Source organism: Streptomyces sp. NBC_01006 (assembly GCF_045162725.1).
Classification (GTDB): domain Bacteria; phylum Actinomycetota; class Actinomycetes; order Streptomycetales; family Streptomycetaceae; genus Streptomyces.
Genome location: NZ_CP108700.1, coordinates 3,261,907 through 3,287,212 on the forward strand (window position 1 = coordinate 3,261,907; position 25,306 = coordinate 3,287,212).

Sequence of the window (25,306 nt, forward strand, 5' to 3'; positions counted from 1 at the left end):
GACGACATTTGACCGGAGAGTCGAGGGAAAAGACAGACCTTGACTTGTTCCTTACAACTGCACTATGCGGTCAGGGAGTTCCGGTATACGGACGTTCCTCTGCCAGATGGGACGAAGGCCGCGTCCCGACCCCACCGTGTGACGGGCGAGTGATCCCGTACGCCCCCCGTGCGCCGGGCACCGTGGGTTAGGTCACGCTTACTGGCGGTTCCGCTCGGGAATCCCCCGACATAGAGTCGCCTGACGCGCGACCTAGTTGAGCAGACTCCCCCTCCCGGCCTTGAGGACGGATACCGCCATGCCGCGTCCGACTGCAGCCCAGTTGTTCTACGGGTCCGCCACCGTCGTCGTGTCGACCATCGCCATGCTTCTGCTCTCGCAGACGAGCACGGGGCGCGGGATCGCCGTCATCGCCACCGCCGCACTCGCCCTCGGACTGCTCGTCGCGCTCACCACGGCCAGCCCCCGCCGGCGCGGCCGGCACGCGGCTCCGGCCGGGACGGCCCGGGCCGCCGCCCGTACCCCCCGCGTTTCCCGCGGTGTTACCGAAATCACGCCCGGAGTCACCCCCGGAATCATCCCCTCCGCCCCCGGGAGCGCGCCCGAGCCGGTCCCCGCGGACGCGACGGCGGCCGCCCGGGTGCCTGAGCCCCGGACGGCCGCCGTCGAACAGCCGGTGCACCACTGAGTCGTACGCGCTCCTGCCGTACGCCGGTGCGCCCCGCCGCTATGCGCTGACCACCACGGTCTTGCCCGCCTTGTCGTGGAGGCCCTGCTTGTACGGCTTGTCCACGAGGATCGACACGATCAGCACGATCTCCCACAGGCAGGGACAGCAGATGAGCGCCGGCAGCCAGAGCACGGCGGCGCGGCCGAGCGAGGCGCCCGACTTCGGGACGCTGCCGTCGTTGAGCATCGCGACGCGCAGCCCGAGCGCCCTCTTGCCGATGGTCCTGCCGTCCTTCTGGGCGAACCACCAGTCGTAGCCGACGAACAGGACGATCGAGATCAGCGTCATCGCCAGGCCGCTGCCGCTGTACGACTTGGTGAAGACCTCGCTGACGTCCTCCCCCTTGTTCGTCTCGACGGTGTACCGGTTCGTGCCGAACGCCAGCTGGATGAGGAACAGCGGCACGAGCACGATGACGACGTCGATGATGCGGGCCCCGAGCCGCTTGCCGAAGTCGGCCAGCGGGGGCATGCCGGCGAGCGGGTCGGGCATGCCGTAGCCGCCGCTCCCGCCGTACGGGCCTCCGGGCGGCGTGGGTGGCGGCGGGGGCGGGTATCCGCCGCCACCGCCCGCACCGCCGTACGGGCCGCCAGGCGGCTGGGGCGGCGGGCCGCCCGGGGGCCGGTCGTACGGCGAACCGCCCGACGGAGGCGTCGGCTCCTGGGGCTTCTTGAGGAACGGGTCGTCCTCGGGCGGCTGGCCCGGCGGCGGCTGATCGGTACTCATGGCCCGAGTCGAACCCGGCTCCGCGAACCCCGCAACGGGACGGCGTCCGTTCGGGGGAAAGGACCTCCCGCCGGCCCACGGGCGGGCGTCAGCGGGCCACGTACGTCTTGGCCGCCCGGTCGTGCCAGCCCCGGCGGCGGGGCCGGTCCCCGAGGCACCAGAGGCTGCCGGGGAGCCCGAGGATCGCGTACACCAGCCAGCGGCGCAGCGCGGCGCCGAACGTGGGCGGGTGGAGGGTGGCGGCGGACAGCACCCGGATCCCGAGGAGCTTCTTGCCGGGCGTGCGGCCCCAGCGGGCGGTGGGGAGCACCTCGTAGAACACCCCGAAGAGCAGTACGGCGGCCAGGACGAGGCCGAGGTATCCGGCGATGGTGGTGTCGAACAGCCACACGGTGGTGGTCCGGCCGCTGCCCTTGGCCGCGTCGACCTTGGCCTCCAGGTGGTCGGTGGCCGCGGGGACGAGGGGCCGGGCGGCGCCCACCGCGACCGCGGCGAGTACGAGGGTGTCCAGCGCGCGGGCCACGGCCCGGCGTACGAGCCCGGCGGGCCGGGTGGCCCGCTCCGCCATCCGCTCGAACACGGCCCGCTCGGTGACCCGGGGTACCTCGCGGCCGGCCGCCGGCGCCGGACCGGCTTCGAGGCCGTGATCCGCTTCGGCGGGGGTGGCGGCCCGGCGGGGGGCGGGGGTGGACCCGGGGCGGCGGGCCGCCGGGGAGGACTGCGCGGCCGACTGCGCCTCCGGCGCCTCGGGCTGCGGCCGGGCGGCCCGGTCGCGCCGGGCCGGCGCCTCGGGCTCGGGGTCCGGCGCCGGGTCACGGCGTACCGGAGCCGGCGACCACGGGGCGCGGTCCGCCGGGGCCTGCGGCTCGGGCCGGGCGGCCGGCTCGCGGCGGGGCGGGGCCTGCGACCACGGGGCGGGGTCCACCGGGGCCTCCGGCTCGGGGCGGGACATCGGGTCCCAGCCGGCCGGGATCTCCGGCTCCGGGCGGGGTGCCGGGTCGCGGCGGAGGGGGGTCTGCGGCCATGACGAGGTGAGGCCGGACGGGCCGGCGCCGGTGCCGGGGGCGGCGGGCCACTCGGGCTCGACGGCAAAGGGGGCCGGGACCGGGGCGGCCGGGGAGCGGGCCGACAGGATGCCCACGCTCTCGGCGGAGCCCCGCACGGCGGCCTGCGCGGGGAACCGCTCCGCGGTACGGGCGAAGGACACCCCCGGCCCGCGCTCCGCCCGTTCGGCCGCCTCCAGCGGCTCCGGGCGCGGCCCGCGGCCCGTCGAGGCCCCCGCCGGCGCCGAACGGGCGGGCGCGTGGCCCCCGTCGGGCTCCGGCTGCCCCGGGCTGCCCCAGGACACCCGGTGGTCGCGCGGCCCGCCGAAGCCGGACTGGTGCAGGGGGTCGGCCTGCCAGGAAGCCGCGGGCCCCGCGGGGGCGGCCGGCTCCGGCTCGGGCTCGGGCTCGGGCTCCGACTCCGGCAGCGCCTCGGTCACGCCGGTCTCGTCCAGGAACACCGGCCCCGTCTCGTCGGACCGGGCAGGGGCGGCGGCGGGGGCGGCGGGGGCAGGGCGGCTCGTACCCGGAACCCAGTTGAGGCCGTTCCAGTACCGGACGAACCCGGGGATGGACGGATCGGGGTAGTAGCCCTCGCGGGCCGCGTGCTCGCCGTCACCAGGGGAGGCCGTCAATGTCCCCAACTCCGATCGTGGCTTGAGGCTTGTGCAAGGGGAGGACCATAGCCAAGAACCGTGCCCCGACAGGTCCGGTAACGGGAGAATCCAAGCCTTTGAGCGAACGTCGCACCCTACGGCCGTTTTCGGTCACCCAACAGGATCCGGCCAATCCCCGATCCGGTGCACGAAGTCGCGTCATACCCGGGCACATCGGCGCTCTCACCGGGTGTGGGGCGCGAACCCGGCCCCGCACCACGAACCGGAGAACCGAAGAACCGAAGTGAGGCCGCCATGCACCACCCCGTCGTCGAGCGCGAGCTGGAACTCAAGCTGGTCCTGTCCCCCGAGCGCAGCGTCGCCGTCCCGGCCCGGCTGGTCTACCTGACGGAGGACCCGTACGCGGTGCACATCACCTTCCACACCGGCTCCAGCACCCCGGTCAACTGGACCTTCGCCCGCGAGCTGCTGGTCGAGGGGGTGTTCCGCCCGTGCGGCCACGGAGACGTCCGGATCTGGCCCACCAAGGTCGACAACAGGGCCGTCCTCTGCATGGCGCTCACCTCCCCCGACGGCGACGCCCTGCTGGAGGCCCCGTCCTCCGCCGTGTCGGCGTGGCTGGAGCGCACGCTGCGCGTGGTCCCGCCCGGCACCGAGGCCGATCGGCTGGGCCTGGACGCCGCGCTGGCGGAACTGCTCGCGCCGACCCCGGCCGACGACCTGTGGATGCGGGACCCGTGGCCGTCGGACGAGTCGGCGGACGGGGACCTGTGATCATGCGGATCCGCCACCTCCGTCTCGTCCACCCCGCGCCCTCCATACCCGGCGTACGGTCAGAAGAGCTTGCCGGGGTTGAGCAGGCCGAGCGGGTCGAAGGCCTGCTTGACCGCGCGCTGCATCTCCATCCCCACCGGTCCCAGTTCGCGCGCGAGCCACTCCTTCTTGAGGACCCCGACCCCGTGCTCGCCGGTGATGGTCCCGCCCAGGGCCAGTCCCAGCGCCATGATCTCGTCGAAGGACTCGCGGGCCCGCCGCGTCTCGTCCTCGTCGGCCGGGTCGAAGCAGACCACCGGGTGCGTGTTGCCGTCGCCGGCGTGCGCGCAGACTCCGATGAGCAGGTCGTACGCGCGGGCGATGGCGGCCGTCCCGTCCAGCATCTCGGCGAGCCGCGAGCGCGGTACGCAGACGTCGTCGATCATCGTCGCGGGGCGCAGGGCGTCCAGGGCGGTCAGCGACATCCGGCGGGCCTGGAGCAGCAGTTCGGACTCGGCCTCGTCCTCGGCGGGGACGACGGCGGTGGCCCCGGCGGCCCGGCACAGCTCCCCCACGGCGGCGAGGCCGTCGGGCGCGTTCGGGGTGTCGAAGGCGGCCAGCAGCAGGGCCTCGGTGGTCTCGGGCAGCCCCATCTTGCCGAGCGCGTTGACGGCACGGACGGTCGTACGGTCCATCAGCTCCAGCAGCGAGGGCGTCAGTCCGGCCTCCATGACGGCGCAGACGGCCGCGCAGGCGGCCGCGGCCGAGGGGAACTCGGCGGCCAGCGCGAGCTGCCGGGGCGGCGCGGGGCGCAGGGCGAGCACGGCCTGGACGACGACGCCGAGGCTGCCCTCGGAGCCGACGAAGAGCCGGGTGAGGTCGTATCCGGCGACGCCCTTGGCGGTGCGCCGGCCCGTACGCAGCAGCCGTCCGTCGGCGAGGACCACGTCGAGGCCGAGCACGTACTCGGCGGTGACCCCGTACTTGACGCAGCACAGGCCGCCGGACGCGGTGCCGATGTTGCCGCCGATCGTGCACTGCTCCCAGCTGGAGGGGTCGGGCGGGTAGAACAGGCCCCGGTCGGCGACGGCCCGTGAGAGCACCGCGTTCACGACGCCGGGTTCGACGACGGCGATGCGGTCGACGGTGTTGATCTCCAGGATCCGGTCCATCTTGACGAGGGAGAGCAGGATGCAGCCGTCGGAGGCGTTGGCCGCGCCCGACAGGCCGGTGCGGGCGCCCTGCGGGACGACGGGGATCCGCAGGGCGGTGGCGGTGCGCAGCACGTGCTGCACCTGTTCGACGGTGCGGGGCAGGACCACGGCCGCCGGGGTGCCGGCGGCGCAGAAGGCGGCCATATCGGTGGCGTAGGAGGCCGTCACCTCGGGGTCGATGAGGAGGGCCTCGGCCGGGAGCCCCTCCAGGAGGCTCGCGCGCAGACGCGGGGAGAGATCGTCTTCCCCGGCGCCGTCCATGACATCCATGACATCCATGAGCCCAGCGTGGCACCGGGGGCCATCGGTGTGAACACGGCCGCGACGGGCTTCGGACACCTCGGCGAACTCTTCATATTGACGCACAGTGACCCCATGGACCGTGCCACCCGTACCGCGCGTATCTCCCGTATCGCCCGTACTGCTCGTGCTGCTCGCGCCGCCCGCATCGAGGAGGAAGCACAGCAGCCCGCGCCACCCGTGACCTTCACCGGCCGCAAGACGCTCGTGGCGGCCGGGGTCGCGGTGGTGCTGATCGCCGGGGCACTGGTGATCCGGCCGGCCCGCCAGGGCGACGACGCCCGCCCGCCGGGGCCCACCGAGCGGGCCGCGTCGGCGGTCGGCATGGGTGCGCCGGCGGCGGCTGTGGACCTGACGGCGCTGGTCGCGGACCGGGAGAAGTGGGTCGCGGGACACGAGAAGGACGACGCGTCCTGGGCGGTGCTCGGGGCGGCGTACCTGGAGCAGGCGCGCCGGACGGCGGAGCCGGCCTGGTATCCGAAGGCCGAGAAGGCGCTGAAGCGGTCGCTGGAGCTGCGCCCGGCCGAGAAGGGCAACTTCGACGCGATGACGGCCATGGGGACGCTGGCCAATGCCCGGGGCGACTTCGGGACCGGCAGGAAGTGGGGCGAGCTCGTACGGGCGCAGGCGCCGAGCCGGTGGACGGCGTACCCGGTGCTGGTGGACGCGTACACGGGCCTGGGCGACTACAAGGCCGCCGAGCGGTCGATGGAACGGCTGCTGGACCTGAGGCCGGGACTCGCCGCGTTCATCCGGGCCTCACAGGTCTACCGGGACCGCGGCTGGCGCGAGGACGCGACGATGGCGATGGAGCACGCGGGGGGCGCGGCGAAGGCGCCGGCGGAGAAGGCGTACGTCCTGTTCCGGCTCGGGGAGCTGTCGTGGGAGCGGGGCGACGCGGCGGAGGCGCTGCGCCAGTACGAGGGCGCGCTGCGCGCGGACCCGGCGCAGGCGCAGGCGCTGGGCGGCAGGGCCAGGGCGCTGGCCGGGCTGGGCCGGGGCGGGGAGGCGGTCCGCGACTACCGGATGGCGCTGGGCCGGGCGCAGGTGCCGAGGCTGGCGCTGGAGCTGGGTGAGCTGCTGGACGCGCTGGGGCGAGGGGACGAGGCGAAGGCGCCGTACGGGATGCTGCGTACGGCCGCTGCGCGGGGCGCGGCGGACGGGGTGAACGAGGCGGTGGTGCTGGGCCTGTTCGAGGCGGACCACGGGGATCCGGCGGCGGCCGTGCGGCGGCTGACGCAGGAGTGGTCGCGGCACAAGGGCATGGAGGTGGCGGACGCGCTGGCGTGGGCGCTGCACAAGACGGGTGACGACACGGCGGCGCTGGAGTACGCGAAGAAGTCGACGGACCGGGGGATGCGCAGTGCGGAGTTCGCGTTCCACCGGGCGATGATCGAGCGGGGCCTGGGCGATGAGGCCGGGGCCCGGCGGCACCTGCAGGAGGCGCTGCGGACGAACCCGCGGTTCTCGCCGGTCCGGGTCCAGCAGGCGAAGGCGGCCCTCGCCACGATCGGCCAGCCGCCGGCGGGCGGTCCGGAGAACATGCAGCCGACGAAGCCGTGGGTGGCCCCGGACCTCCCGAAGGCGGCCAAGCCGTCGCCGTCGCCGTCGCCGTCGCCCAAACCCGGCCCCGCCGGTGGGTGAGGCGCTGGCGGTCCCCCCAGCGCAGCGAGGGGGAGGTCCGGGGGCAGAACCCCCGGACCCCGGACCGCGACCTACAGGTTGCCCCGCTTCTCCTGCTCCCGCTCGATCGCCTCGAACAGCGCCTTGAAGTTGCCCTTGCCGAAGCCCATCGACCCGTGCCGCTCGATGATCTCGAAGAACACCGTCGGACGGTCCTGCACCGGCTTGGTGAAGATCTGCAGCAGGTAGCCGTCCTCGTCGCGGTCGACGAGGATCTTCAGCTCGCGCAGGGTCTCGACCGGCACGCGGGTCTCGCCCGCCCACTCGCCGAGCGTGTCGTAGTACGAGTCCGGGGTGTCCAGGAAGGCCACGCCCGCCGCGCGCATCGAGCGTACGGTCGCCACGATGTCGTTCGAGGCGAGCGCGATGTGCTGGACGCCGGCGCCGCCGTAGAACTCCAGGTACTCGTCGATCTGCGACTTCTTCTTCGCGATCGCCGGCTCGTTGATCGGGAACTTCACCTTCAGGGTGCCGTCCGCGACCACCTTCGACATGAGCGCCGAGTACTCGGTCGCGATGTCGTCGCCCACGAACTCCTTCATGTTCGTGAAGCCCATGACCTTGTTGTAGAACCCGACCCACTCGTTCATCCGGCCGAGCTCGACGTTGCCCACGCAGTGGTCGATGGCCTGGAAGGTGCGCTTGGCCGGGCCCTCGACCAGCGGGGCGACGGAGACGTAGCCCGGCAGGTAGGGGCCGGTGTAGTCCTTGCGCTCGACCAGCGTGTGGCGGGTTTGGCCGTACGTGGCGATGGCGGCGAGCACGACGGTGCCGTGCTCGTCCTTCACCTCGTACGGCTCGTCCAGGCCGCGCGCGCCGTGCTCGACGGCGAACGCGTACGCGGCCCGTGCGTCCGGGACCTCGATCGCGAGGTCGACCACGCCGTCGCCGTGGTCGGCGACGTGCTCGGCGAGGAAGCGGCCGTGGTCCGTCGTCGCCTTGATGACCGAGGTCAGGACGAAGCGCGCGGCGCCGTTGGTCAGGACGTAGCTGGCCGTCTCGCGGACGCCGTTCTCCGGTCCGGAGTAGGCGACGAGCTTCATGCCGAACGCGGTGGAGTAGTAGTGCGCGGCCTGCTTGGCGTTGCCCACGGCGAAGACCACCGCGTCCATGCCCTTCACGGGGAAGGGGTCTGCCTCACGCGCGGTGTGGGGGATGGTTTCGAGGTTCGCCAGAGACTCAGTCATGAGCGCAGAGTCCCGCCGATCCACAAGCTGCGCAATAGTTTCCTGTTTGGCTGTACAGGCTGCCCAGTCGAGGCGGAGGATGGCTGAGAGATCTGTGCAGTATGACCACCCCCGCGCCCGGGAGGCACCCATGGGGATCGACGAACTCGACGGCCGGCTGATCGTCCTGCTCGCGCGCGAGCCCCGGATCGGGGTCCTGGAGGCCTCGCGCCGGCTCGGCGTGGCCCGCGGCACCGTGCAGGCCCGGCTCGACCGGCTCCAGTCGAACGGTGTCATCCGCGGTTTCGGCCCCCAGGTGGACCCGGCGGCCCTCGGGTACCCGGTGACCGCGTTCGCGACGCTGGAGATCAAGCAGGGCCAAGGGGCCGACGTACGGGCACACCTGAACGGCGTGCCGGAGGTACTGGAGCTGCACACCACCACCGGGCACGGGGACATGCTGTGCCGGCTCGTGGCCCGGTCCAACGCCGATCTGCAACGGGTCATCGACCGGGTGGTCGGGTTCGAGGGGATCGTGCGCGCCTCGACGGCGATCGTCATGGAGAACCCGGTGCCGCTGCGGGTGATCCCCCTGGTGGAGCAGGCGGCGCAGGAGGGGTGATCCCTTCGAGTGGCTCCCACGCTCGATTCCAAAGAACACGTTGCAAATAAGTCCTTGCATAGAAGTCTTTGCAACTCTACGGTCGACCCATGCCCGAAGAGCGGAACCCCGAAGAGCCCAAAGTCCGTACGCTCGACGCCCGCTCCCTGCGCGGCCTCGCCCACCCGCTGCGCATCCGCATGCTGGCCATGCTGCGCCACGAGGGTCCGGCCACGGCGTCCCAACTGGCGGAGCGGCTCGGGGAGTCCAGCGGCGCCACCAGCTACCACCTGCGCCAGCTCGCCGCGCACGGGTTCGTCGAGGACGCGCCGGAGCACGGCAAGGGCCGTGAACGCTGGTGGCGGGCCGCCCACGACGGCACCCGCTTCGACGAGCAGCTGCTGTACGCCGAGGACCCGGCCACGCGCGGCGCGGCCGACCTCTTCCTGCACGAGATCGCGACGATCCACACGCAGGAGATGAGCACCTGGCTCGGCACGGCCCAGGCCTGGTCCCAGGAGTGGCGGCGCGCCTCGGACATCAGCGATTTCACGCTGCGCCTGACTGCCGCGCAGAGCCTCGAACTCATCCACAAGCTCCACGAGTTGATCGACAGCTACCGCGACCTGCCGCCGGCGGAGGGCACGGAGACGGTCCGCTTCCACACGCACGCGTTCCCGCGCGCCGAGAGCGCCGCCGCCGCATGAGCCGGCGGCCCTTCGCGGCGGTCCTGGCCGCCAACACCATCTCCATAGCCGGGAGTTCGCTCACCCTGATCGGCGTTCCGTGGTTCGTGCTCCAGACCACGGGCAGCGCCGGCCGGGCCGGGGTCGTCGCCTTCTGCGCCACCCTGCCCGTCGTCGTCGCCGCCCTCGTCGGCGGCCCCGTCATCGACCGGCTGGGCCGCCGCCGGGTCTCGGCCGCCTCCGACCTCGTCTGCGCCGTATCGGTCGGCGCGATCCCGCTGCTGCACTACGCGGGCGTGCTGGAGTTCTGGATGCTGTGCGCGCTGATGGCCGTCGGGGGCCTCGTCCACACGCCGGGCCTGACCGCCCGCGGCGTCCTGTTGCCGAACCTCGCCGAGCACGCCGGCACCCCCTTGACCCGGGCGGCGAGCCTGTACGACGCGGTCTCGCGCGGAGCCCGGATGATCGGGGCCGCGCTGGCCGGCGTACTGATCGCGGTCTTCGGGGCCGAGTCCGCCCTGCTGCTGGACGCGGCCACCTTCGCGGTCTCGGCGCTGCTGGTCGGCGCCTTCCTGCGCGGGGTCCCGGCCGCCGAGCCGCAGCCGGCCGCCGGGAAGATCTCCTTCGCCGGCTACCGGGCCGAACTGGCCGAGGGCTGGGCCTTCCTGACCCGCGCCCGGCTGCTGATGGGCATCACCGTGATGGTGATGATGACCAACGGCCTGGACCAGGGCTGGTCCGCCGTCCTGCTGCCCGTACACGGCCGTGAGTCCCTCGGCGGCGCCACGGCGGTCGGCCTGCTCGTCTCCGTCTTCGGCGGCTTCGCGCTGCTGGGCGCCCTGCTCTACGGGGTGTGGGGGGAGCGGTTCCCGCGCAGGGCGGTGTTCACGGTGGCCTTCCTGCTGTGCGGGGCTCCCCGGTACGCGGTCGCCGCCTTCACCGACACCCCGCTGCCGCTCGCGGTGACGATGGCGCTGTCCGGGCTGGGCGCGGGCATGCTCAACCCGATCCTGACCACCGTGGTCTACGAGCGGATCCCGGAGGAGCTGCGCAGCCGCGTCTCGGGCGTGACCACGGCGGGCTGCGAGCTGACGATGCCGCTGGGCGGGCTCGCGGCGGGCCTGCTGGTCGACGGGTTCGGGGCGACGCGGACGCTGCTGCTGTTCGGCGGCACCTACCTGGTGGTCACGCTCTCGCCTCTGGTCTTCCCGGCCTGGCGGACGATGGAGCGCCTGCCGGAGCAGGCCATCGGCGGTGGCGCGCCGACGGACGTCAGCAGGACGGAACCGGCTCTCCCCGGGTCAGCGCACGCAGCGCCTGCACCGCACCCGTCAGGGAACTGACGGGGACCAGCCGGAGCCCCTCGGGGAGTTCGGACTGCGCGTCGGAGCACTCCGCCTCCGGTACGAGGAACACGCTCGCCCCGTCGCGCCGCGCGGCCTGGGTCTTCAGGGCCACGCCGCCGACGGCGCCGACCTTGCCGTCCGCGCTGATGGTGCCCGTACCGGCGATGGTGCGGCCTCCGGTGAGGTCGCCGCCGCTGCCGTCGCCGTCGAGCTTGTCGACGATGCCGAGGGAGAAGAGCAGGCCGGCGCTCGGGCCGCCCACGTCGGCGAGGTTCAGCTGGACCTTCACGTCCTTCGGGTCCTTGTGGAGGTAGCCGAGGGCGGCCTGGGTGGCCGTGGACTGCGACGCGGCCATTTGCTCCAGGTTGTGCGCCTCGATCTCCTTGTCGCTTCCGCCGGTGGGGTAGACCGCCTCCTTGGGCATGACCGCACGGCTGCTGTCGAACCAGTCGTCGACGAGCTCGGGCAGGGTCACGGTGGTGGAGGGACCGGTGGCCTGGATGGTGGTCATCCGGAGCTGGCCGGTGGTCTGCCGGGTCGGGGCGCCCGTCACGGAGATCACGGGCTTGCCGTCGCGGTCGCCGAGCACGTCGGCCGTGAGGCCCGGCTGGGCGATCACGAAGGGCAGCGGCGCGAAGGCCGCCGCGGCGAACAGCCCGAGCACGGGCACGGCGCAGATGGCCAGGGCGGCGGGACGCGGCAGACGTGTGAGACGAGAGAGCACCCGGCCAATGTATCGGGCGCCCCCGCCGCCCCCGCGCCCCACCGTGCGGGACGCGGCGGGACGGCCTCCCGTACGCCGCCGGGGCGCTCTCCGGGGCATGGGCAAGCGCACCCGGTCCGGCCCGGAGGCCAGGAGCCGGGTGTCGGCGTACGTCCCGTGCGTACGGCTCAGCGCAGGGCGTCGGCCACCTCGCGGGCCGCGTCCACGACGCGCGGGCCGACCCGCTCCGGCACGGCGTCGGCCAGCATCACGACTCCCACGCTGCCCTCCAGCCCCGTGATGCCCACGAGCGGGGCTGCCGCGCCGCTGGCGCCCGCTTCGAGCTCTCCGTGGGTCAGCGTGTATCCGGGCTCGGTGAGCGTGCCCTGACGGGCGGCCAGAATGGCCCGCCCGGCTGCCCCCCGGTCCAGCGGGTGGCGGAAGCCGGCCCGGTAGGCCACGTGGTAGTCCGTCCAGGTGGGCTCCACGACGGCCACGGCGAGGGCCTCGGTGCCGTCGACGAGGGTCAGGTGCGCGGTGGCGCCTATGTCCTCGGCGAGGGACCGCAGCGCGGGCAGGGCCGCCTCGCGTACGAGCGGATGCACCTGCCGTCCGAGCCGCAGCACGCCGAGCCCGACGCGGGCCCGGCCGCCGAGGTCGCGGCGGACCAGGGCGTGCTGCTCCAGGGTGGCCAACAGGCGGTAGACCACGGTGCGGTTCACACCGAGGCGGTTGGAGAGCTCGGTGACGGTCAGACCGTGGTCGGTGTCGGCGAGCAGTTTGAGGACCCTGAGTCCTCGGTCCAGAGTCTGGGAGGTTTCCGCGGTCACGACGCCTCTCCCTCTCTCGGTGAGCGGCGGTGACTCTCGGGGTGGATACGGCGCCGGTCCCACGGCGACGCACGAGAGGCCGCCGGTAGCGGCCATGGCACCGGCTGCGCTCCCGCGGCGGCTCTGCCACGGGGCGTTCGATGCGGGGACATTAGCGAGCGGGTCCGCTCAGCGGAAGGGCTCGTCCAGAATCCGGGCGCCAACTACCCCTTTGTGCCGGTTAACGATCGCCGCCGGGGTCGTTTCGTTACCTCGGCCGACCGGCGGGGCCTGTGCGATCGGCCGACCCGGATCACGGGTTCCGCGCCCCGTACGCGGCCGCCCCCGCGCCCGGTCCCGGACACGGAGCGTGACGGCGTCCCCGTACGAAACTCCAACGGGTTCACCGCATCCGGGTGGCCCACTCCTGGACCTTTTTGATCCGCTCCCGCAGCTGACCCGCCGTCGCCTCCGCGCTCGGCGGCCCGCCGCACACGCGCCGCAGCTCGGTGTGGATCACCCCGTGCGGTTTGCCGCTCTGGTGGACGTACGCGCCCACCATCGTGTTCAGCGACTTCCGCAGCTCCAGCAGCTCTTTGTGCGAGACCACCGGCCGCCGGTCGGCCGGCAGCTCCAGCAGGTCCGCCTCCGCGTCCGGCTTGCGGCGGCTGTGCGCGATCTGCCGCGACTGCCGCTTCTGGAGCAGCATCTGCACCTGGTCCGGCTCCAGCAGCCCCGGGATGCCGAGGTAGTCCTGCTCCTCCTCGCTGCCCGGGTGCGCCTGCATGCCGAACTCGGCGCCGTCGTAGAGCACCCGGTCGAAGACGGCGTCGGACTCCAGCGCCTCGAAGGACATCTGCTCGTCCTCGCCGGTGTCCTCGTCCTCCTGCCGGTTCGCCTCGTCCATCTCCTTCTCGGACTCGGCGTACGGGTCCTCCTCGCCCTTCTTCTTGGGCTTGTCGAGGACGTGGTCGCGTTCGACCTCCATCTCGTTGGCGAAGCCCAGGAGATAAGGAATGGTCGGGAGGAACACGGAGGCGGTCTCGCCGCGCCTGCGCGAGCGCACGAAGCGGCCGACGGCCTGCGCGAAGAACAGCGGCGTCGAGATCGTCGTGGCGTACACGCCCACCGCGAGGCGCGGTACGTCGACGCCCTCGGACACCATGCGGACGGCGACCATCCAGCGGTCGTCGTTGGCGCTGAAGGTGTCGATGTTCTTCGAGGCGCCGGTGTCGTCGGAGAGCACCAGGGTGGCCTTGGTGCCGGTGATCTCGCGGATCAGCTTGGCGTACGCGCGCGCCGAGTCCTGATCGGAGGCGATGACGAGCCCGCCCGCGTCCGGGATGCCCTTGCGGACCTCGGTCAGCCGCTGGTCGGCGGCGCGCAGCACGTTCGGCATCCAGTCGCCGCGCGCGTCCAGCGCCGTGCGCCAGGCCTGGGAGATGGCGTCCTTGGTCATCGGCTCGCCGAGGCGGGCGGCGATCTCGTCGCCGGCCTTGGTGCGCCAGCGCATGTTGCCGCTGTAGGACAGGAAGATCACGGGCCGCACGACGCCGTCGCCGAGGGCGTTCCCGTAGCCGTAGGTGTAGTCGGCGGATGAGCGCCGGATCCCGTCGTTCCCTTCCTCGTACGTGACGAAGGGGATGGGGTTGGTGTCGGACCGGAAGGGCGTACCGGTCAGGGCGAGCCGCCGGGTCGCCGGGTCGAAGGCCTCCAGGCAGGCCTCGCCCCAGGACTTCGAGTCACCGGCGTGGTGGATCTCGTCGAGGATGACGAGGGTCTTGCGCTGCTCGCAGCGGTTGCGGTGCAGCATCGGGCGTACGCCGACGCCCGCGTACGTCACGGCGACCCCGTGGTAGTCCTTGCTCAGCGGCCCGGCGGAGTACTCCGGGTCCAGCCGGATGCCTATCCGGGCGGCGGCCTCGGCCCACTGCTTCTTCAGGTGCTCGGTCGGCGCGACGACGGTCACCTGCTGCACGACGTGGTGGTGCAGCAGCCAGGAAGCGAGCGTCAGCGCGAAGGTCGTCTTGCCCGCGCCGGGCGTCGCGACCGCGAGGAAGTCGCGGGGCTGGGTCTGGATGTACCGGTCCAGCGCACCCTGCTGCCAGGCGCGCAGCTTGCTGGCGGTACCCCAGGGGGCACGGCCGGGGAAGGCGGGTGAGAGGTGGTGGGAGGCGGTAGTAGTCACGGTCTCCGGTTCGGGCTCTCGGCGGCGGTCGTACGTAGGACAACCGGGCCACCCTACCGGGGCCGGCCGACCCCTCGGGGAGGGACAGGCCCGTGACCTCGGCGGGTGCGGCGAGCGTCACATCCGGCGCAACCGCTCGGCGATGCGGGCGACATCGGCCTCGTCGCCGGCGGCGACATCGATGACCAGGTCGTACGCGGCGTCCTGGTCGACGTCGGCGAGGTCGATGCCGTTCACGGCCAGGAAGGTCGCGGCGGCGAGCCAGGCCGTCCGCTTGTTCCCGTCGACGAGGGGGTGGTTGATCGCGATCCCGTGCAGCAGCGCGGCGGCCTGCTCGTACGGGTCCTCGTACGCGGGCGTACCGAACTCCCCCAGCTACCGCTGGGAGGTGCCCCCAGCGCCCGCGGCCGGTGCACGGCGGACTCCAGCAGCCCAGGGGCGCGCAGCTCGACGCTCTGCTCCAGGCAGGCGAGCCCGGCCAGGCCGACCACCTCGGCGAGGGTCAGGTACCGCACCCCCATGCCTGCGCTTCCGCTGTTGCTGTTGCTGTTGCTGTTGCTTCCGCTGGTGCCGCTCACTGGCCGAGCCGCTTCAACAGCGCGTCGTGCCGCTGCGCCAACCGCGCGGCCTCGCTCCCGACCCGCGCCCGCTCCGCCCGCAGGTACTGCCGCACGGCATCGCGCGCCACTTCCTCAGGTGCACGCCCACAGGGCATCTGCAAGATCGGCGAGTTCGGCCAAGTCGCCACGATCAAGCCGAATGATCAAGTTCTCTACCCGCGCAGCGTACGCACCCGCTCCCCCGCCCCTCACCACCTTTTCGAGCCCGGCCGGGGACGCGGCCCGGGCGGCGGCCCGCTCACGCGCGCGCGGCCACCGGCTCCGGCCCTCGCACATACAGCCGGGTCGCGACCCACGCCCCCACCAGCGCCACGCAGGCCATCGGCAGGAAGACCACGGCGAACGCGGCGGGGTGCGCGGTGGCCGCCCCCTCGGCGGCAACGGCATGCGAAGCCGAACCCACCGCCCCCACCGCTCCCCCGCCCAGCGCGGCGAACGCCGCGCCCCCCGCCGCCAGCAGCACCACATTGGCCAGCGCGTCCGAGATCTGCAGCGCGGCGGAATTGGACCCCGCCTCCTCCGGCGCCGACAGCTCCAGCAGCAGCACGCTCGTCGAAGCGGTCACCAGCCCCATCCCCAGGCACCCCACTGCCCAGGCGACCGCCAGCGTCCACACCGGCACGGACTCGATCAGCACCGCCGGCGCGGCCGCGATGGCGAAGGCCACCAGCACCATCCCCGCCACCATCAGCCGCTCCCGGTACGGCGCCATCCGCCCCTTCGACTGCAGCCACGAGCCGCCGGCCCAGGTCAGCCCACCCGCCGCCAGCGAGAACCCGGCCAGCGTCGGGCTCAGCCCCCGCTGGGTGACCAGCATCAGCGGCACGAAGCTCTCCGCCGAGATGAACGCCCCCGCCGCCACCCCGCGCAGCAGCACCACCGAAGGCAGCCCGCGCCGGGCCAGGTACGTACCGCGCGGCAGCAGCCCCCGTACGGCGGGCACCAGCAGCCCCGCGCCCGCGGCGGCCGGCAGCAGCGACAGCCACCGGAGGTCCTGGGCGGCGTACTGCAACAGCGCCGCCCCGGCGGAGATCCCGAGCGCCAGCCGGATCCGCCGCCCGTCGAAGGCGGCGGGCGGCGCGTCCGGATCCACCGGCCCGGACGCGGTGCGCCGTATCGCCGGCAGGGCCACGACCAGCGGTACGACGACCAGCACGGGTATCCCGATGAACACCCAGCGCCAGCCGAGGTGCTCGGTCACGGCCCCCGAGGCCAGCGGCCCGACGATGGACGGCACCACCCAGCTCGCCGCGAAGGCGGCCATGATCGCGGGCCGCAGCCGCTCCTCGTAGGCCCGGCTCACCACCACGTACAGCGCGACGATGACCAGCCCGCCCCCGAACCCCTGCACGGCCCGCCCGAGGACGAACACCCACATGTCCACGGCGGTCCCTGCGAGGAGGAGCCCCGCGGCGAAGGCGGCGATCCCGACGGCGAGGGGCCAGAGCGGCCCCTTCCTGTCGGCCCACTGCCCGGACAGGACCATCCCGAAGAGGCTGGTGGTGAAGTACGCGGAGAAGGCGAAGGCGTAGAGCCCGATCCCGTCCAGCTCCCGCGCGGCGACGGGCATGGCCGTCCCGACGGCGGTCGCCTCGAAGGCGATGAGGAAGACGACGGAAATGATCCCGAAGCTGAGCGCCCGGTACGCCGACCCCAGAATCCCGCCCTCGGACTCCGGCGGGACCGGCACACTGCGCTGCGACACACGGGCTCCAAGGGCACTCATCGCCCCAGAGTAAGCCCCTCTCCTCGGCTGCGCCCCTGTCAATTGGACGTATCCCGCGCTCATCCCCGAGACCTAGGACCCGCGGCCCGTAAACGCAGCATGGCAATCACATTGCACCCGCCGCGCACACCTTCCCCGCCCCGCATCCCACCCGTACGGTCACACCCATAACCACCCCACAGCCGTGTGCCCGAGTGGTTGAGGGACTCGCCTGCAAAGCGAGGCACGCGGGTTCAATTCCCGCCACGGCTTCTCCGAAGGCCGCTCAGGAACCCCTGAGCGGCCTTCGCGCTGCCATCCGGCAGTGGTACGTCACGGCTTCGGGAGGGCAGAGGACCCTTCGGGTAGTCCGCCGTTGTTCTCGCATCCCAGCTCCTTGGCGATCGCGACCGCGGCGGAGTGGGCGAGGACCAGGTAGTCCTCACCCAGCACAGCATCTCCCCTGCTGCTTTGATACCGGTCTTTGTAGACGGCCTTGATCCGCAGCGGCATGTCGCGTGTGGAGCCGACACGGGTACTCGCACAGTCGAAGGCCACGCCTCGCTCTCTGTCGGCGCGCGTCACCCGGACACCGGTCTGGTCACTACCCTGCGCGCCGGCGTTCCCGCTGTTGGCGGCGAGGCTAATCTCCCCGACCCGCTTCCCCCTGCCCACGGTTCCGGTGACGGTGCACGCGGGAGCGGCGACCTCCCCGGCCTTCGGCCCCGCGCGATAGAAGTCCTCCAGAGCCTTGCCCATGACTGTGACACCGACGGTCTGGGCGTCGTCATTGACCAGATGCGAGGACTGCAGGACGTCCGTCAGCGCCTTACCAGCGGCATCCGTGATCAGCCCAGGGCATGCCTCTGTCAGATCCACTTCCGGAGGCTTCGCCGAAAGCGACGCCTTGGGCTCGGGTTCTGACGTCGTACATCCTGCGACCAGGGTCACGAACACCGCGAGTGCCGCGAGGCGGACGGTGGAAACCATCAGGGGGCGCACTTCAGCTCCTTGTGGGGGAAGTCCTGGCCGTCTTCCTTCGTCAGCTGAACGTACATCGGCCCGCCCACCTCACGGCCCAGTGCGGCGTGCCGTCAGCTCTCCCCGGCGTCGCCACGGGCATCAGGACGTTCCCTTCGAACTGTCCACCAAGTCGCGGCCGACCGAATGAGCGACCGCCGATTCCTTGGACGCCACACCCGAGAGCGTGTTGATCTCCTTCTCGGACAGACCCGAGCCGGCAGCCGCGTGCAGCACGGCCTTGCTTGCCGCATCGCTCGTCCGGCGTTCGGCCTCCGCGTACATCTTCGCCACGGCCTGTTCGGTGTTGGCGGTCTTCTCCTTTCCCTTCTCCTTGGCATCCTCGACGAAGAGTTCGGTGACGTCCTCCTGGACCCATTCCACGACATCACCGGCGACCGGCACCATTTCGAGGTACTTACCGCCGGCCGCCGAAATGCCGCGGTTGATCCACTTGGCTCCGTCCTCGACGCCCTTCACGTATTCCTCGTTCGTGTGGGCGGTCTCGGCGTGCATGTTCTGGGCGCGAGCCTCCGTCAGCATGCCCGCGATCTGGCCACCGGGCTGCACGGCGTTCTCCACGGCCGCGTCCAGGAGGCCGTTGTCGCCGGGATGCTGGACCACGTCGGCGATGAGGACCGCCGTGAACGCTTGGTTGGCATTCGTGATGGCGCCATACGCCTCCGGATCCTGGCCGACCGCGCCGAGGAAACGGGACATCGTCGCCTTGTTGAACTCGGCCATGTCCCCGGTGACCTTGATCTGGTTCCCGCCGTTCTCGGCGGACGCCTGGAGGTCCGGGACGTATTCCGCCGCCATGTTGCCGAAGTGCCCCGCCAGGGCGCCCAGCCTCGGCTTCTTGTCCTTGTCGTCCGGGTCCTGCGCCACCAGGGACGGGTCGTCGCCGATCTTCTCGACGACGCGTTCCATGACCGCCGCCATTTCCTTGGTGTGGGGGATGGATTTCGCGTCCTCGTCGCCCGGCACGCGGCCCGAGACCGCCGCTTCGAGGGCGTTGCCGAGGGCGTCCTGGGCCGGGCCCGCTTCGCCGTAGGGGTGGGTGGGCGTCCGGTCGAAGGCGTCGGCCCACGGCTCCTTGTCCAGCATGTAGTCGACCATGCCCCGCGCCTTGCCGTGCTGGCCGGACACGACCTTGTCGGCCGTGGTGACGATGCCGTCGCCGTTGCTGTCCTGGCGGACCGGCTCGTTGAAGAACGCCGTCGCCGCGTCCGGGTTGTGGGACATCGCGTCCATCAGGCCCGTCAGCGGGTAGAAGCCCCGGCTGCCGTCCTTGCCCTGGCTGAGCACCGTCTTCGGATCGTACGGAGAACCGTGCTCCCAGGCCTTCGGGTTCTCACGGTCGAACGCGACCATGTCCCGGCCGACCGAGGTCAGGAAGTCCTTGTCGTACCTGCCCTCGTGGAGCAGCGCCCCCAGCGCCTGGTAACCGTAGATCTTGCTGGTCAGATCGCCGGTGACCTGCATCTCCTTGCGGCCGGCCTTCATCAGGCCGGTCGTCCACGCCGCATCCAGGTGGTTCGGCGAGCTCTTCTGCGTGGCGAGCCCCAGCATCGCGCCCATGTCGTTCTGGATGTTGCCGACCATCGCCAGGCGGTCCTTGCCCGCCTCGCCCAGGGTCGACGCGTCGATGGACAGCTTCGCGTACGCCTCGAGCGTGCCTTCGGGGCCGAGCCTGCGATAGAAGTCCGTCGAGAATTCGGCGTCGTTGCGGTTGTCGTCGAGCAGGTCCTCCAGCTCGCGCAGCGCCTCGGGGTTGCGGACGACGCCGCCCTGTTCCTTGCTGAGTTTCTTCATCAGCTCGGCCGCCCGGTCGGCCTGTTCGCCGTCCAGGGTGGTGTACTTCGGCGCGGTGAAGTCGTGGTCGTCCGAGACGTTCGCGCGCAGCGCGCGAGCCAGGGAGTCGTCGGCGTCCGCGCAGTCCTCGACGAGCCGGTCCACCCTCGCCTGCCAGGCTTTGCGGTTCTCCTCCTGCCTGCGCTTGAACTCGGGGTAGTCCGGGTCGTGCCGGGCCGCGTACTCGGTCTTCGGGTCCATCGGGACGGCCGAGACCTTGCCGGCCGCGTCCACGCGGAACCCGGCGGCCGGGGCCTCCTCGTCGGCGGCCTTCTTGAGCGCGTCCCGGGCCGTCTTGATGGTGCTGTGGCCGTCGCTGAGGAGCTGGTGGACGCCCTTGGCCTCCTTGGCCGCGTCCTCGAACTCCTTGGCCGTCTTGTCGACGAACGCCCGCCCGACCCCCGCGGTGACCCCGCTCCACTCGGCCTTGTCGGCCTTGGCCTTCATTCCGTTGCGGGCCGCCTCGGCCATCTCGTCCAGCTTGTCGGCCATGGCCTTCCAGTCCGTGGCCGCCGTCTGGAGCTTGTCCAGGGGCGCGTTCATCACGTTCTCGTACGTCAGCATGGAGGCGCCGCCTACTTCAGGTACTTGTCGATCGCGGACGTGGTGAAGTCGGCGTGCAACTGCTCCTCGTCCTTGGCGTGGGAGGAGAGCGAGTAGTTGAGCCCGTTGGAGACGTTCGCGCAGGCGGCCACCAGCGTCTTCACCTGGCTCTCCCACACGGCGTTGACCTTCAGCAGCGCCGCCCCGCTGACGAAGCCCTCCTTCGTGAGGGCCCCGGCGGCCTCGCCGGTGGCGGTGGCGGCGTGCTTGCCGTCCGTCTGGAGCCGCGAGTGCAGTTTGTACGCCTCGGTGCCGATGGCGCCGATGTGATCCTGGTTGAGCTCCAGGTCACTGCCACTGCCGCCGCTGCCGCTGCCGCCGGGCTCGACGGGTACGTGGTTGAGCCGCATGGAGACGTTGGCGGCGGCGGCCGTGGCGCGCGCGGCGGACCATTCCTCGTCGAACGACATGGCGTGCTTTTCTCCTTGTGTCACATCAGCGTCTAACACGCTGATGTGCGCGTGTGGTTACGGCTCCGGCAACGAGCAGGCAGGCTCCCATCCCGAGGACGGCCCAGGGAAGGAGCCTGTTGCCAGTTGTCTTGTTCTGTACGTGGGATGCGGACACCGGGGCCGGTACAGGTTTGGGCTGGCCCGGGGCTGGGGATGCTATCCCGTCAGCCGCCGCGGCGAGACCGGGGAGCGGGTAGACGTCCGCGGGACCGGGGTCACCGGGGGCGGTCAGCGCGATGACGGGGCGGACGACTCCGTAGCCGAGGTGGTCGTTGCGCTCGATGCCGTGGACGGGGTCCGGCTTCGCAGCGGTGTTCAGCAGGACGCGGAGTATCTGGTTGTTGGTCCAGTCGGGGTGGACGGACCAGAGTAGGGCTGCGGAGGCGGAGGCGAGGGCGCTGGCTTCGCTGGTGCCGTGGTTGACGCAGAGACCGGAGTCGGCGGAGTCAGGGGAGTCACCGGCGCATCCGGTGGCGATGTCGACGCCGGGGGCGGCCAGGTCCACCTGAGGGCCGTGCTGGGACTCCTCGGTCGCCACACCGTCCGGGCCGACGGCGGAGACGCCGACCACTCCGGGTGAGCCGGAGGGGTACATGACCTCGTTGGGTCCCTCTCCGTCGTTGCCGACGGAGGAGAAGATGAGCTTGCCGTGGTCCATGGCGTACCGGACGGCGGCGTCGAGTTCCTCGCTCCTGCCCGGGCCGCCGAAGGAAATGTTCAGGACCTTGGCTTCCGAGTCCGCCGCGAAGCGGATCGCCTCGGCGATCGACTGATGGAGGCGGAGGTTCCCGCCGCCCTCGGAGACGCGGAGGGGAAGGATTCTGGCCCCGGGGGCCAGCCCGAACGCCCCGCCGCCGGACGGGCGCCTGCCCGTGCCGGCGATCAGGGCGGCGATCCCGGTGCCGTGATCGCCGTAGTCGGTGCGTTCGTCGCCCTCGTAGCCGTGGGAGAAGTCCTTGCCCTGGACCACCTGGCCGTCGAGCTCGGGGATCCGGCCGACGCCGGTGTCGATGACGGCTACGGTGACGCCTTGGCCGGTGCCGAGTTTCCAGACGTCCTGGGCTTTCATGGCATCGAGATGCCACTGCTCCGGCCGAGCGGTGTGGGCATCGGCGGCCGGGGCCACGGCGACCCCGGCCAGCAGAAGGCCGACCAGGGCCGAGGCCGTCCGACGCAGCTGCACAGACCGCCGTCAGGCGTTCCTGCGCCGCACGACGACGGCCGTCACGGCTCCGCCGATCAGGACGCAGGCCCCGAGCCCGAGCCCGATCCAGAGGAGGCCGCTGCCCGCGTCCTTCTCGGCTTCGGCCTGGGGAGCGGCGGATTCCGGCTTCTTGCCGTCAGCCGACGGGGCGGGGGAATTCTTCCCATCCGCCGCAGCCAGGTCGGGGAGCGGGTAGACATCCGCCGGCCCGGGGTCACCGGGCGTGGGAACGGCGATCCGCGGCCGGACGATGCCGTAGCCGATGTAGTCGTTGCGCTGAGAACCGTCCTTCGGCTTGCCTGCGGTGTTCAGAAGGACCCGGAGGACCTGGTTGTTGGTCCAGTCCGGGTGCGCGGACCAGAGGAGGGCGGCGGAGGCGGAGGCGAGGGCGGTCGCGTCGCTGGTGCCGTGGGTCTTGCACAGCCCTGACTTGCCCTTGCATGCGGTGACAATGTCCATGCCCGGGGCAGCCATATCGATCTGCGGGCCGTGCTGGGATTCCTTCGTCGGCTCGCCCTTGGCGTCCACCGCGCCGACCGCCACTACTCCGGGGGTTGCGGCGGGGTACATGACCTCGTTGACCGTATCCCCGTCATTGCCGGCACCGGCAAAGATCAGCTTCCCCTTGGAAAGCGCATACTTCACTGCTTCACGACGGGCTTCATCGTCTTTCGGCGTACCGGCAATGGCCAGGGAGATATTGATGACCTTGGCGTCGGAATCAGCCGCATACCGAATGGCATCGACCCAGGAGGGGGTACTCACCCCGTCCAGCACGCTGCCCACCCGGATCGGGAGGATCTTAGCCCCAGGCGCAAGACCGTATGCTCCATCGCCAGTCGGGTGCTTTCCAGTTGCGGCGATCATGGAAGAGACACCGGTGCCGTGCCCGTTGTAATCGTTGTCTCGGCCAGTCTCTACATCACCGACAGGGAAATTCTTGCCCGGTAGGACCTGGCCCTCGAGCTCCGGGATCTGGTCGACACCGCTATCGATCACCGCAACGGTGACACCTTTACCGGTGCTGATCTTCCAGATGTCTTCGGCTTTCATCGTGTCGAGATGCCATTGCTGCGAGCGAATGGTCTCCGCATGGGCCGGGGTTGCGGCGACCCCGGCCAGCAGCAGGCCTGCCAGGGCCGCGGTCGCCTTGCGCATGTGCATCTCGTACAACGTCCGTTCTACTCAGTCGATCACCGGCGGAGCAACACGACGGTTGCCCTGCCAGGTCTCTTCGTCCTCGACCAGGTAGTCGGGGCGTTCGCCGCCCTGGTCCTCACGTCGCCTGCCCGGAGTATGCGTACCCGCACCCGCGTGGCCCATGGCGCCGCCGCTGCTGCGTACGAGACCCGAGCCGCCCTGGGTGAACGGCTGACCGCCGGTGGCCATGCGGCCGCCTGCCACAGCCTGGCGGCCGCCCACGATGCCGCCCGGCTCCGAGGCCAGCCGACGAGCCGCAGGGGAACCGCTCACGCCGCCGGCGTGGGCACCGCCACCACCGTGCGGACCACCCATCATGCCGCGGCCAGTCTGCGTGCCTTCGGTACCGATGACCGTGCCGCGCGGGATACCCGCGTTGGGGCCGCTGGTCGGCACTTGGCGGCCGCCCATGATGCCGGAATCCCGCGGAGGCAGCCCGGAGATCGGGTTGACCTTGCTGAGGCCGCTACCGCCCGGACCGAGGTTCGGCAATGGACCGGGGCCAGGACCGAGTCCGGGAATCGTCTTGCCGGTGATCGGCGGGAGACCCACGGGCGGGATGGGCGTGACGGGGCCGGGTCCGGGGCCTACGGGGAGGTTGGGGATCGGCGTGCCCGTCGTCGGGGGCAAGGTCGTCGTGGGCGGCGGCAGGGTCCCCACGTGGTCGAGGTCCACGTCCACGTTACGGTCCGGGATCCCGGGCAGGTGCGGCCCTGTCGTCTGGGGCGGGGTGCCGTCCGCCTTCGGCTGGTGCCCCGGCACGGAGCTCGGCTCGTTCGATGGGGCCTCAGAGGACGCGGTCGTGTACGAGTGCGAGGAGCTGGCAGATCCAACGCCTCCGCCGGATCCCGGCCGCGCCATGTCCTGGCTTTCATAGACATTTGGCGGCACGAAGTCCCCCGGCGGCGGCGGAAACGTAGGGATCTCCGCCTTGTTCATCTCGCCGTACGACAGCTCGTACGACTGCGCCAGGTTGTTCATCAACCTGATCGACTCGCGGTGATCCGCGTCGAGCTTGCTCCGCTCCTGGCTGGCAATTTGCTGCGAGTCCGGGTCGTTGTGGGCCTTGCGGGCCGCTTCCAGGTTCTCGGCGGCCTTCGTGTCGTACGCGGGCATGTCCCGCGCCTCGATCATCTTCTGGACGGTGTCACCCATCCACTTGGCGCCCGTCGCGCTGTACTCGCTCAGCCGCAGCGTCGCGTTGCCCGCCCGGCCCACCCATTCCTGGAACTTCGTTGCCGCTTCGCCCTCCCAGCCGGTGACCCGGTGGTTCTTGAGCTTCTCCGCGATCTTCGCGATGTCCTCGGACGCCTTCTGCAGGCGGTCGGCGCGGTCCTTGACCGCCGTCGGGTCCAGCGAGGCCCTCATCTCGCGCAGCTTCTGGTGCGAGTAGCCCTCGAAATTCGTCGCCATCAGTAGTTACCCCCCGTCGCGTTGCCACCCGTAGCAGGAGTCTCGGAGCCAGGGTGCTTCGAGGCTGCCAGCTTGCGCTGCTCCTCCAAATACGGGTCGCGCTCCGGCACGTACGCTTCCTTCGCCTGCTTGGCGATGGCCGCCATGCGTCGCTGTGTGTCCTCGTCCACACCGCTGTAGCCCTTGCCCGCCATCAGGATCGCAATCCCCAGGCCCTCGATCTGCCCCGCCAAGCCCTGCGAGAGCTTCTCCAGCTCCGAGACGACCGTCGTGTACGACTTGAAGAGGGCGTCGGCCTCCGGGAAGCCCGAGCCGAGCTTGGCCGCCGGCAGGGTGTTGGTCGCCAGCTTCTTGTGGTCCGCGGCCGAGCCTGTGAGGTCGTCCAGGAGGTCGTCGACCATCTTCTGGTACTCCGACAGCGTGTCGTGCTCGATCTTCAGGTCGGCCGCGGCCTTCTGTGACGCCGCCTGCTTCCTGATCGCGTCCGCCAGGCCCGAACCGAGGCCGGTCAGCCCCGCCAGACCGTCCGGTGTCTTCTCTGCCACGATGGCCTCCCCGACTCCCCGAAATCCCTGGGGTCGCGGCGCTTCCGCCGCGGCCCCTCCCCGTTCGCACCCGTTCAATCGCGCACGTACTACGTCTTACCGATCACTCTAGCGACCGGTACCGA

The 25,306-nt window shown here is 71.6% G+C and carries 21 protein-coding genes, 1 tRNA gene and 1 pseudogene; 7 read left to right on the forward strand and 16 right to left on the reverse strand.

What is annotated here, in order from left to right:
- Positions 1-298: 298 nt before the first annotated feature.
- Entirely contained in the window at positions 299-688 is a 390-nt protein-coding gene (locus OG509_RS14825; RefSeq protein ID WP_406183056.1) for a hypothetical protein, read from the forward strand.
- Positions 689-727: 39 nt separating this feature from the next.
- On the opposite strand, the gene OG509_RS14830 is transcribed toward OG509_RS14825, so the two are convergent.
- Both OG509_RS14830 and OG509_RS14835 read right to left on the reverse strand, forming a co-directional pair.
- A complete protein-coding gene (locus OG509_RS14830) occupies positions 728-1,456 on the reverse strand; it encodes an RDD family protein (protein ID WP_406183057.1) in 729 nt (242 codons plus the stop codon).
- 88 nt (positions 1,457-1,544) lie between these two features.
- A complete protein-coding gene (locus OG509_RS14835; RefSeq protein ID WP_406183058.1) occupies positions 1,545-3,134 on the reverse strand; it encodes an RDD family protein in 1,590 nt (529 codons plus the stop codon).
- Between the two features lie 276 nt (positions 3,135-3,410).
- Between OG509_RS14835 and OG509_RS14840 the strand changes: the two genes are divergently transcribed.
- A complete protein-coding gene (locus OG509_RS14840) occupies positions 3,411-3,890 on the forward strand; it encodes an SsgA family sporulation/cell division regulator (protein WP_406183059.1) in 480 nt (159 codons plus the stop codon).
- Positions 3,891-3,949: 59 nt separating this feature from the next.
- On the opposite strand, the gene OG509_RS14845 is transcribed toward OG509_RS14840, so the two are convergent.
- A complete protein-coding gene (locus tag OG509_RS14845) occupies positions 3,950-5,353 on the reverse strand; it encodes an FAD-binding oxidoreductase (protein ID WP_406187579.1) in 1,404 nt (467 codons plus the stop codon).
- Between the two features lie 105 nt (positions 5,354-5,458).
- Here OG509_RS14845 and OG509_RS14850 point away from each other — a divergent pair, with 105 nt between their 5' ends.
- On the forward strand, positions 5,459-7,027 hold the full coding sequence (locus OG509_RS14850; protein ID WP_406183060.1) for a tetratricopeptide repeat protein: 1,569 nt from the start codon (positions 5,459-5,461) through the stop codon (positions 7,025-7,027).
- A 71-nt stretch (positions 7,028-7,098) separates the two neighbouring features.
- Here the strand turns inward: OG509_RS14850 and hppD are convergent, their stop codons facing one another.
- Positions 7,099-8,253 (reverse strand): 4-hydroxyphenylpyruvate dioxygenase, encoded by a 1,155-nt coding sequence (gene hppD, locus OG509_RS14855; protein ID WP_406183061.1) that lies wholly within the window; start codon positions 8,251-8,253, stop codon positions 7,099-7,101.
- Positions 8,254-8,383: 130 nt separating this feature from the next.
- On the opposite strand from hppD, the gene OG509_RS14860 reads away from it, so the two are divergent.
- The 3 genes from OG509_RS14860 to OG509_RS14870 all read left to right on the forward strand — a co-directional run bounded on the left by OG509_RS14860 (position 8,384) and on the right by OG509_RS14870 (position 10,862).
- Positions 8,384-8,854, forward strand: coding sequence for an Lrp/AsnC family transcriptional regulator (locus OG509_RS14860; RefSeq protein ID WP_048476218.1), 471 nt, complete (start codon positions 8,384-8,386; stop codon positions 8,852-8,854).
- Positions 8,855-8,943: 89 nt separating this feature from the next.
- The gene (locus tag OG509_RS14865; protein ID WP_406183062.1) at positions 8,944-9,540 is read left to right on the forward strand and encodes an ArsR/SmtB family transcription factor; all 597 of its coding nucleotides are present in this window, start codon (positions 8,944-8,946) and stop codon (positions 9,538-9,540) included.
- A complete protein-coding gene (locus OG509_RS14870; protein WP_406183063.1) occupies positions 9,537-10,862 on the forward strand; it encodes an MFS transporter in 1,326 nt (441 codons plus the stop codon). The genes OG509_RS14865 and OG509_RS14870 overlap by 4 nt, the downstream gene beginning before the upstream one ends.
- Here OG509_RS14870 and OG509_RS14875 read toward each other — a convergent pair.
- The 5 genes and pseudogenes from OG509_RS14875 to OG509_RS14895 form a co-directional block, all read right to left on the reverse strand.
- The gene (locus OG509_RS14875) at positions 10,792-11,589 is read right to left on the reverse strand and encodes a S16 family serine protease (protein ID WP_406183064.1); all 798 of its coding nucleotides are present in this window, start codon (positions 11,587-11,589) and stop codon (positions 10,792-10,794) included. The two genes, OG509_RS14870 and OG509_RS14875, sit on opposite strands and share 71 nt — an antisense overlap.
- A gap of 167 nt (positions 11,590-11,756) precedes the next feature.
- On the reverse strand, positions 11,757-12,398 hold the full coding sequence (locus OG509_RS14880; RefSeq protein ID WP_030158675.1) for an IclR family transcriptional regulator: 642 nt from the start codon (positions 12,396-12,398) through the stop codon (positions 11,757-11,759).
- 382 nt (positions 12,399-12,780) lie between these two features.
- Positions 12,781-14,565: a DEAD/DEAH box helicase gene (locus tag OG509_RS14885; protein WP_385579703.1), complete on the reverse strand. Its 1,785-nt coding sequence runs from the start codon at positions 14,563-14,565 to the stop codon at positions 12,781-12,783.
- A 117-nt stretch (positions 14,566-14,682) separates the two neighbouring features.
- A pseudogene (locus tag OG509_RS14890) lies at positions 14,683-15,086 on the reverse strand (type II toxin-antitoxin system death-on-curing family toxin).
- A 337-nt stretch (positions 15,087-15,423) separates the two neighbouring features.
- A complete protein-coding gene (locus OG509_RS14895; RefSeq protein ID WP_406183065.1) occupies positions 15,424-16,911 on the reverse strand; it encodes an MFS transporter in 1,488 nt (495 codons plus the stop codon).
- Between the two features lie 180 nt (positions 16,912-17,091).
- Here OG509_RS14895 and OG509_RS14900 point away from each other — a divergent pair.
- Positions 17,092-17,163: transfer RNA gene (locus OG509_RS14900), tRNA-Cys, on the forward strand.
- 60 nt (positions 17,164-17,223) lie between these two features.
- Here the strand turns inward: OG509_RS14900 and OG509_RS14905 are convergent.
- The 7 genes from OG509_RS14905 to OG509_RS14935 all read right to left on the reverse strand — a co-directional run bounded on the left by OG509_RS14905 (position 17,224) and on the right by OG509_RS14935 (position 25,181).
- Complete coding sequence (locus tag OG509_RS14905; RefSeq protein WP_406183066.1) at positions 17,224-17,892, reverse strand: hypothetical protein; 669 nt, start codon at positions 17,890-17,892, stop codon at positions 17,224-17,226.
- A 120-nt stretch (positions 17,893-18,012) separates the two neighbouring features.
- Complete coding sequence (locus OG509_RS14910) at positions 18,013-20,328, reverse strand: hypothetical protein (protein ID WP_406183067.1); 2,316 nt, start codon at positions 20,326-20,328, stop codon at positions 18,013-18,015.
- Between the two features lie 11 nt (positions 20,329-20,339).
- A complete protein-coding gene (locus OG509_RS14915; RefSeq protein ID WP_406183068.1) occupies positions 20,340-20,777 on the reverse strand; it encodes a hypothetical protein in 438 nt (145 codons plus the stop codon).
- Positions 20,778-20,802: 25 nt separating this feature from the next.
- Positions 20,803-22,002 (reverse strand): type VII secretion-associated serine protease mycosin, encoded by a 1,200-nt coding sequence (gene mycP, locus OG509_RS14920; protein WP_406183069.1) that lies wholly within the window; start codon positions 22,000-22,002, stop codon positions 20,803-20,805.
- Between the two features lie 9 nt (positions 22,003-22,011).
- Entirely contained in the window at positions 22,012-23,181 is a 1,170-nt protein-coding gene (gene mycP / locus OG509_RS14925) for a type VII secretion-associated serine protease mycosin (RefSeq protein WP_406183070.1), read from the reverse strand.
- A 27-nt stretch (positions 23,182-23,208) separates the two neighbouring features.
- Positions 23,209-24,636 (reverse strand): WXG100 family type VII secretion target, encoded by a 1,428-nt coding sequence (locus OG509_RS14930; protein WP_406183071.1) that lies wholly within the window; start codon positions 24,634-24,636, stop codon positions 23,209-23,211.
- Positions 24,636-25,181 (reverse strand): hypothetical protein, encoded by a 546-nt coding sequence (locus OG509_RS14935; protein WP_406183072.1) that lies wholly within the window; start codon positions 25,179-25,181, stop codon positions 24,636-24,638. The genes OG509_RS14930 and OG509_RS14935 overlap by 1 nt, the downstream gene beginning before the upstream one ends.
- Between the last annotated feature and the right edge of the window lie 125 nt (positions 25,182-25,306).

Excerpts from the sequence above, each read along its gene's own strand:
- OG509_RS14860 (WP_048476218.1), top strand. The coding sequence starts at position 8,384 with ATGGGGATCGACGAACTCGACGGCCGGCTGATCGTCCTGCTCGCGCGC.
- OG509_RS14870 (WP_406183063.1), top strand. The coding sequence starts at position 9,537 with ATGAGCCGGCGGCCCTTCGCGGCGGTCCTGGCCGCCAACACCATCTCC.
- OG509_RS14865 (WP_406183062.1), top strand. The coding sequence starts at position 8,944 with ATGCCCGAAGAGCGGAACCCCGAAGAGCCCAAAGTCCGTACGCTCGAC.
- OG509_RS14845 (WP_406187579.1), bottom strand. The coding sequence starts at position 5,353 with ATGGATGTCATGGACGGCGCCGGGGAAGACGATCTCTCCCCGCGTCTG.
- OG509_RS14850 (WP_406183060.1), top strand. The coding sequence starts at position 5,459 with ATGGACCGTGCCACCCGTACCGCGCGTATCTCCCGTATCGCCCGTACT.
- OG509_RS14840 (WP_406183059.1), top strand. The coding sequence starts at position 3,411 with ATGCACCACCCCGTCGTCGAGCGCGAGCTGGAACTCAAGCTGGTCCTG.
- OG509_RS14830 (WP_406183057.1), bottom strand. The coding sequence starts at position 1,456 with ATGAGTACCGATCAGCCGCCGCCGGGCCAGCCGCCCGAGGACGACCCG.
- OG509_RS14915 (WP_406183068.1), bottom strand. The coding sequence starts at position 20,777 with ATGTCGTTCGACGAGGAATGGTCCGCCGCGCGCGCCACGGCCGCCGCC.
- mycP (WP_406183070.1), bottom strand. The coding sequence starts at position 23,181 with ATGCGCAAGGCGACCGCGGCCCTGGCAGGCCTGCTGCTGGCCGGGGTC.
- OG509_RS14825 (WP_406183056.1), top strand. The coding sequence starts at position 299 with ATGCCGCGTCCGACTGCAGCCCAGTTGTTCTACGGGTCCGCCACCGTC.
- OG509_RS14895 (WP_406183065.1), bottom strand. The coding sequence starts at position 16,911 with ATGAGTGCCCTTGGAGCCCGTGTGTCGCAGCGCAGTGTGCCGGTCCCG.
- hppD (WP_406183061.1), bottom strand. The coding sequence starts at position 8,253 with ATGACTGAGTCTCTGGCGAACCTCGAAACCATCCCCCACACCGCGCGT.
- OG509_RS14910 (WP_406183067.1), bottom strand. The coding sequence starts at position 20,328 with ATGCTGACGTACGAGAACGTGATGAACGCGCCCCTGGACAAGCTCCAG.
- OG509_RS14930 (WP_406183071.1), bottom strand. The coding sequence starts at position 24,636 with ATGGCGACGAATTTCGAGGGCTACTCGCACCAGAAGCTGCGCGAGATG.